The 5,917-nt window shown below is 39.8% G+C and carries 5 protein-coding genes and 1 tRNA gene; 1 reads left to right on the forward strand and 5 read right to left on the reverse strand.

What is annotated here, in order from left to right; all coding sequences use genetic code 11:
* Positions 1-177: 177 nt before the first annotated feature.
* From WKF69_RS18270 to WKF69_RS18285, 4 genes are all read right to left on the reverse strand, one after another.
* Positions 178-873 (reverse strand): integrase arm-type DNA-binding domain-containing protein, encoded by a 696-nt coding sequence (locus WKF69_RS18270; protein ID WP_340383787.1) that lies wholly within the window; start codon positions 871-873, stop codon positions 178-180.
* Between the two features lie 975 nt (positions 874-1,848).
* On the reverse strand, positions 1,849-2,760 hold the full coding sequence (locus tag WKF69_RS18275; RefSeq protein WP_340383788.1) for a DNA adenine methylase: 912 nt from the start codon (positions 2,758-2,760) through the stop codon (positions 1,849-1,851).
* Between the two features lie 3 nt (positions 2,761-2,763).
* Positions 2,764-4,236: a hypothetical protein gene (locus WKF69_RS18280; protein WP_340383789.1), complete on the reverse strand. Its 1,473-nt coding sequence runs from the start codon at positions 4,234-4,236 to the stop codon at positions 2,764-2,766.
* A gap of 126 nt (positions 4,237-4,362) precedes the next feature.
* Entirely contained in the window at positions 4,363-5,043 is a 681-nt protein-coding gene (locus WKF69_RS18285; protein ID WP_340383791.1) for a tyrosine-type recombinase/integrase, read from the reverse strand.
* Here WKF69_RS18285 and WKF69_RS18290 point away from each other — a divergent pair.
* A tRNA-Met gene (locus tag WKF69_RS18290) sits at positions 5,031-5,112 on the forward strand. The genes WKF69_RS18285 and WKF69_RS18290 overlap by 13 nt on opposite strands.
* Positions 5,113-5,195: 83 nt before the next feature.
* On the opposite strand, the gene WKF69_RS18295 is transcribed toward WKF69_RS18290, so the two are convergent.
* The coding region (locus WKF69_RS18295) for a PDDEXK nuclease domain-containing protein (RefSeq protein ID WP_340383793.1) at positions 5,196-5,917 on the reverse strand (722 nt) is incomplete at its 5' end.

The raw sequence follows: 5,917 nt of genomic DNA on the forward strand, positions 1-5,917 counted from the left end.
TTTGCAAAGCTTCTTCTTTTCTTCCTATATTTAAATTATAATGCGTTTGCCCTGCCGGTAATAAACCAGATGCTTTTTCGTATTTCTGTTGCGGGGAAATACCCATTCACTTTTGGTTTGGCTGTGCCGCCTGGTTAGAAGCTGCAAAGCTTTTTCCGTCAGGGGAATAGTGACCACTTAGCCGTTTTTGGTGTGTGGTATCCGCCATTCCTGTCTTTCCCAGTTGAGTTCATCCCAGCGCATCATCACCGTATTGGTTTTCCTTGCGCCGAGCAGTAAAAGACACCAGAAGAAATCACGAATCGTCTCGTCCGGTTCTTCTTCAAGCGATTTAATAAACCAAGGCATTTCATCCGGCTGTATAAAACGGTCACGGCTTTTTTCAGGATATTTCTTGATACCAATAGTAGGATTCAGGCCCTGCCACCCCCATTCAATGCCTTTTTTATAAACGGCCCGGAGGCGCTGCAACATTTTATTCGCCTGATACCGGCCATTATCGGTGTAAATCGTCTCAATCAGCTGTCGTATCTCCGCAGGCTTGATATCTGAAAGCTTCCGTTTAAACCAATGGCCCATAAACCGTGTTAGGTCGCTTTGATCTGCTTTCCAGGTTTTTTTATGAATGCGACTATAGCGGGTCACATATTGCTCGAATAATTGGCCGAAGGTCATTTCTGCCCGGATCGTCCTTTTTTGTTCCTGCGGATTGATGCCGACGGCGATCTGCCCGAGCTTGATGCTTGCCATCTTGCGGGCGTTTTCGATAGTTAGGGATGGGTAACTTCCCAGGAATATCTTTTCGCTGCGCCCGGCGATTTTCTTTATGACATAAAAAGATTTCGACCCACTCGACTGGATAGCCAAAAACAAGCCCTTAAGCTGACTGTCCTTATAGTAAGTTCTGTTTCCCTAAGAGCGGTGTTGATAGGTTGTCTATTGCAGCTTTGGTAAAGTTTAATGCGTTAGTCATCGTAGAGCCTTCCTGTTAGAGTGTTCAGGTTCCACCGTGGTTATTCCTTGACCAGTAAAATTGGGCTATCTGAGATAATAGCCGTCAATTTTCAAAACCGGAATAAGGCATTGAATTCTAATGACAAATAACATCTATACATTATCATTATACTGGGATAAATAGCTTCATCCTCTCCCTCAAGGGGAGAGGGATATTATTTGCGCCCAGGTTAAACTATAATTTAATCAATGCCTTAACCGGTAAGAAAGTTTCCAATTTTTACTGGTTCAACCTTAGTGACCCCTTGAGAATTTAGGTGAAATTGGTAACTCATAAAAATCGTTGTTACCTATGAAATCATACAAGTAAGAATTATAATATCAAGCGGAAAATAAAATCAGAACGCATCTCAATAACCATAAAGTGAAGGTTCTTAAATTTTGAAGTTTACCAGCTTAAACAGAGCGTTTGCTCAGTTCAGCAACAACCGCTGTGTATCTAGAGGGGGTACTACAGTGATAACGCTGTACGGCATTGAGTACAGCAATTTTAGAACGGTTAATGAGAATGTTGGGCTTGTGATGGCGTTCAATTCGCTATGAAGTTCAAAGGCGATAGCTCAATCATCAATTTGAACCGTACTGGCACTACGGAGAACTTTATTGGCTTTAAAATCAATTATCGGCACTTTTTTAAGGGAATGCCCCTTAATTTTGCAATAGCCGCACGGATTTCTTTTCCCTCCAACTGTGTTGAGAGCTTTTGATTACTCCGTATTGATCCAGAATATCTTCCATCGCGTTTTTATGTTCTGTGAATATGCAATTAGCTGTCAATCCTAATCGCTATCATGCATCTTCTTGAAGTCAAATAACTCGCATTGAATAAGTAAACTAAGTCAAAGTATCTTCGTAAAACTTTGGTCCCATGGTTTTTAAAGCTATATCAATAAAGGGTAGTGAGGATGAATTCGGGATTTCTAAATTATCGGAAAACATGAAGATTTCCTTTCCTTTATAAACATTGGCCGCATTATATTGTAAGTCGTATAGAAAATAATTCCGGTCAGAGTAGTAAGATAAAATCTCAGCAGCAGCATCATAAGATAAAATCCATTTTCGATTTAGACGACTTTGAATTGTTTTTGCCAGTCGCTTGTGATCGCTTTTCTTATAATCATCCAAATACAAACCGCCAGATTTCTCGAAATAAGGCGGATCACAGTAAACCAGTGTATTTTTGGGAGTATTATTGGGAATGTAATTCATAATGTAATCCTCAGCATCAAAATTACTGATTGAGATCGCACTCTTTCGATAAGCAATGGATTGAATACGTTGCACTAAATCACTACGGTTATATCTGGCATCCATCTTCCATTCGCCTTCTTGGTCTAATCCTCCAATTATCCCTCCAGAAATAACACCCGATCTGTTAACCCGGTTTAAATAAAAAGTACTAAAGCCTAATTGCAATTCATCATTTTGAGTAGGGTTCTTGATTATTTCACGTTGTCGTTGCCATTCTTCAATGGTCAAAGAAGCGGATGCAACCATATAACAAAACTCCTCAGTATGATGAAGGACGGATCGCCAAAAAGAAAATATGGGTAAGCTTGAGTCGTTTAAATGGATTGCAGAAACCTGTCTGGATAATAATAATTCAAGGGCTGCTCCTGCACCGCCTGCATATGGCTCAACATAATGCCCTCCAACCAGATCATTCACTTGTAATATCTCATAAACGAAAGGTGCGAGCCGCTGTTTCCCTCCCGGATAACGCAAAGGTGTTTTGCTTGTTGCCATATATTAGTTCATCAAATTAAGTAAAGGAAAAACATTTCCAAATAATATACATAGATCGGAAGGAGAAATATAAAACGTTGGACTGTGAACAAGTTGGTTTAACGAAGTAACTGATAAGATTCCCTGTGGCTTCGTTAACTCAGTAATCGCACTATGCAAGACTCTAATTCTCGCATGATCTGTATTGTTGGTCGTAAGATGGTTCTTTGCTTGGTTTAGTAATTCTGCTAATGACTTATCCTGAGTGATTGTTTGTCCATTTCTCTGCCGGGAGGTAGAAGTAGGTAGATTATTGTCGTTTGAATATTCTTTTGCTGATATTTCAAACATGCTTCTTAATAAAAAGCAAAACGCTATCGGCGTCTTTGTTAAATCAAGTTTGCGGGCTTCGTCTCTTAATGTAACTACCTTCTGCCGATTGTTGCCTCGCGGGGTAAAAGTCCTTAATAGCGCCTTGACATGGCGCTGGTCAGTAATCGAATAATTCGCTGCCCCTCGCACTGGTGTAGGTGTGCTGGCTGAATTAAGCTGTGTTCCTGTTGAGGGTGTACCAGTAGGAGTGCTCTGAGCGGTCGGGCCAGTAGATAAACCAGCTGTGGCGCTTACAGGATTTGATGTCGTGCCAGTGGCAGCCGTTGCCCCGGTTGAGGCAGTTGGGGATGGTGCTACTGGTGGCGGTGTAGGTGGAATACCATATTTTGTAAAAACATCATCTGTGAGATGCCTAATCGCTGGAAATCCTATTACATTTCCCCCAATGTCTCGCATGATATCTTCCAATTCAGAGCGATTAGCTACTATAGTAGGATAGTCCCTGACAAGATCAGAAATTCTAGCTAGACCAAGGCGGGGAAGAAGCTTCTTTAATGCTTCGTCAAGTACCGTTAAAGAATAATCTCCTGACCATCGCTCTTTTTCAATAGTGGTAATATTCTGGCCGTTCTCTAAGTATTTTTCCAGTAAATCTAACCCTGGTTCTGGAGTTCCGGCCATATCTCTATTATACCTAGCACGAGCAACAGAGTTCCAAGGGTCGCGACCAGCAGCCTCGGACTTAGCATGGGTACGTGAAACGATTCTCTCAACTTTAGCATAATCAGCCATGTCATAAATGGAGCAGGGAACTCTTCCGTTTTCTCTTTTCCACGTAGTATTAATTGCGCCAATTCTCTGCACGATATTGGCAGGGATGGTAAGTCCAGTTGCTTGGATTTTCCCCAAAATCAATTTTATGGCTCCAACCCGGCGGTTGCCCTCCTTTACAATCAATTTGCCATCCGCCTCTCGTAAAACAATGATGTTTTCCGTTGGTATGTAACCGTCATCCAGAAGGCTTAAAACCAAAGCCCAAAATTTATCCGGCTTGATCGTGATGAAGGATTTAATCGCACTATGCTCATTTGGTTGGGGTACGGTCCTGAAATTTCTGAGGTCTAATTTTAAGTCTTTTACATGAATGGTGTTTGATGGCGGCATCTTTATAGAATGGATTTAGTCACAACAATTTAGGAAAACTCTTATTAATATGCCTGTCTAATTAAGAAAATTTTAATACATATATTAATTCCGTTGATTCAAATCAAGTGAAAGCAATTATAATAATTAAAAATTCAATACACTATCAAGCGCATTATCCGTTTTTTCTTTCACGAAATTTCCCTGATATGAAATAGTAGTCGTTATATTGGAATGCCGGTATAACTCCTGTAGCACCTGTATACTTATTTTATCACCCGCTATTTGCGCAAATGAATGCCGGGCGATATGCATACTTAACTTCTTATCAATGCCATTTGCCTTGGCTATTTCCTTGAGGTTTCCTTCCAGGCGTTTCCCCGCGAAAGATATTTTGCGCTGCACTTCGTAGGGATCAAGAACATCCAAAACCTTCAACTCCGGAAAAACAAAGCCGTGCTTTGGAGGATCATTTTTATACTGCTGTATTATAGACCATGCCTTTTCCGGAATTCTGATAGAATCAGCTTTCAGGTTTTTATTCATGGCATAGTAAATACGGCCATCATGGAAAGCCGACCATTTCATTGTAAGCACATCAGATAACCGCATGCCTGCAAAATAAAAGGAGAGGAGCCAAAGGTTGACCGCATGTCTCTGGTAGCCTTCCAGTTCAAGAGATTCCAAAATTTTCACCTCTACGGCTACCAAACCAACTTTAATGGAATTGGGAAGCTTTATCACGATTCCATTCTTGCCGAACGGGTAGGTCTTATTATCTATGATATGATTGTTGATCGCCTGATTGTAAATCGTACGAATAAGCATCAGGTGGTTTATGATTGTGTCGTCGGGCTCATAACCCGAAGGTCGGTGGTTCGATCCCACCCTTCGCAACAGCATTTAACCATCTCATTTCTGGGATGGTTTTTTATTTTTTGAATTCGTTTCTTTTGCCTTTGCTTGCTTTATCGGTAAAATCATGGAATATTTTCAAATAACTCATAAAGTTTTTGCAGCAATATTTTCTTATCGGGTAATTGAGTTCTGTAGTCAGCTACCATTGTAGGTGAAAGACTGCGGCTTAACGCATATTCTACAACTGCGTTGTCTTTATCTTTACAAAGTAAAACACCAATGCTTGGATTTTCATTTACTTTTTTAACATCTCTGTCTAAAGCTTCTAAATAAAAATTAATCTTACCCAGGTGTTCTGGCTCAAACTTCTCTATTTTCAATTCAAAGGCAATCAGGCATTGCAATCCCCGATGATAAAATAATAAGTCAATATAAAAATCTCTCTTACCAACCTGCACTTTATATTCTTCGCCTATAAATAAAAAATCTTTACCCAATTCAAGAATAAAATTTTTCATTTGCCCTTTCAAACCCTTTTGCAAATCACTTTCACTATGTGGCTCTGGCAGGTTTAAAAATTCAAAAACATAACTGTCTTTAAAGCTATAAATAATATCATGACGTATTTCTTTTAATACCGGTGATAAACTCTGGTTACCTATCATTACCCGTTCAAAAATTCCACTGTCAATCTGCCGTTCCAGTTCTCGTTTACTATAATTTTCTTTAATGCAAAGTCGTATATAGAATTCCTTTTCTTCGCTTGATTTTGTCCTGGCTATAATTATTAAATGATGTGTCCAGCTAATTTTTGTAAGTATACTTTCTTTAATATTGCTAATCT

Origin of the sequence: Daejeonella sp. (genome assembly GCF_037719425.1) — a bacterium.
Lineage (GTDB): Bacteria > Bacteroidota > Bacteroidia > Sphingobacteriales > Sphingobacteriaceae > Daejeonella.

Bases quoted from the DNA above. Each gene is read 5' to 3' on its own strand.
- WKF69_RS18285 (WP_340383791.1), bottom strand. From the start codon at position 5,043: ATGCTTATTCGTACGATTTACAATCAGGCGATCAACAATCATATCATA.
- WKF69_RS18280 (WP_340383789.1), bottom strand. From the start codon at position 4,236: ATGCCGCCATCAAACACCATTCATGTAAAAGACTTAAAATTAGACCTC.
- WKF69_RS18275 (WP_340383788.1), bottom strand. From the start codon at position 2,760: ATGGCAACAAGCAAAACACCTTTGCGTTATCCGGGAGGGAAACAGCGG.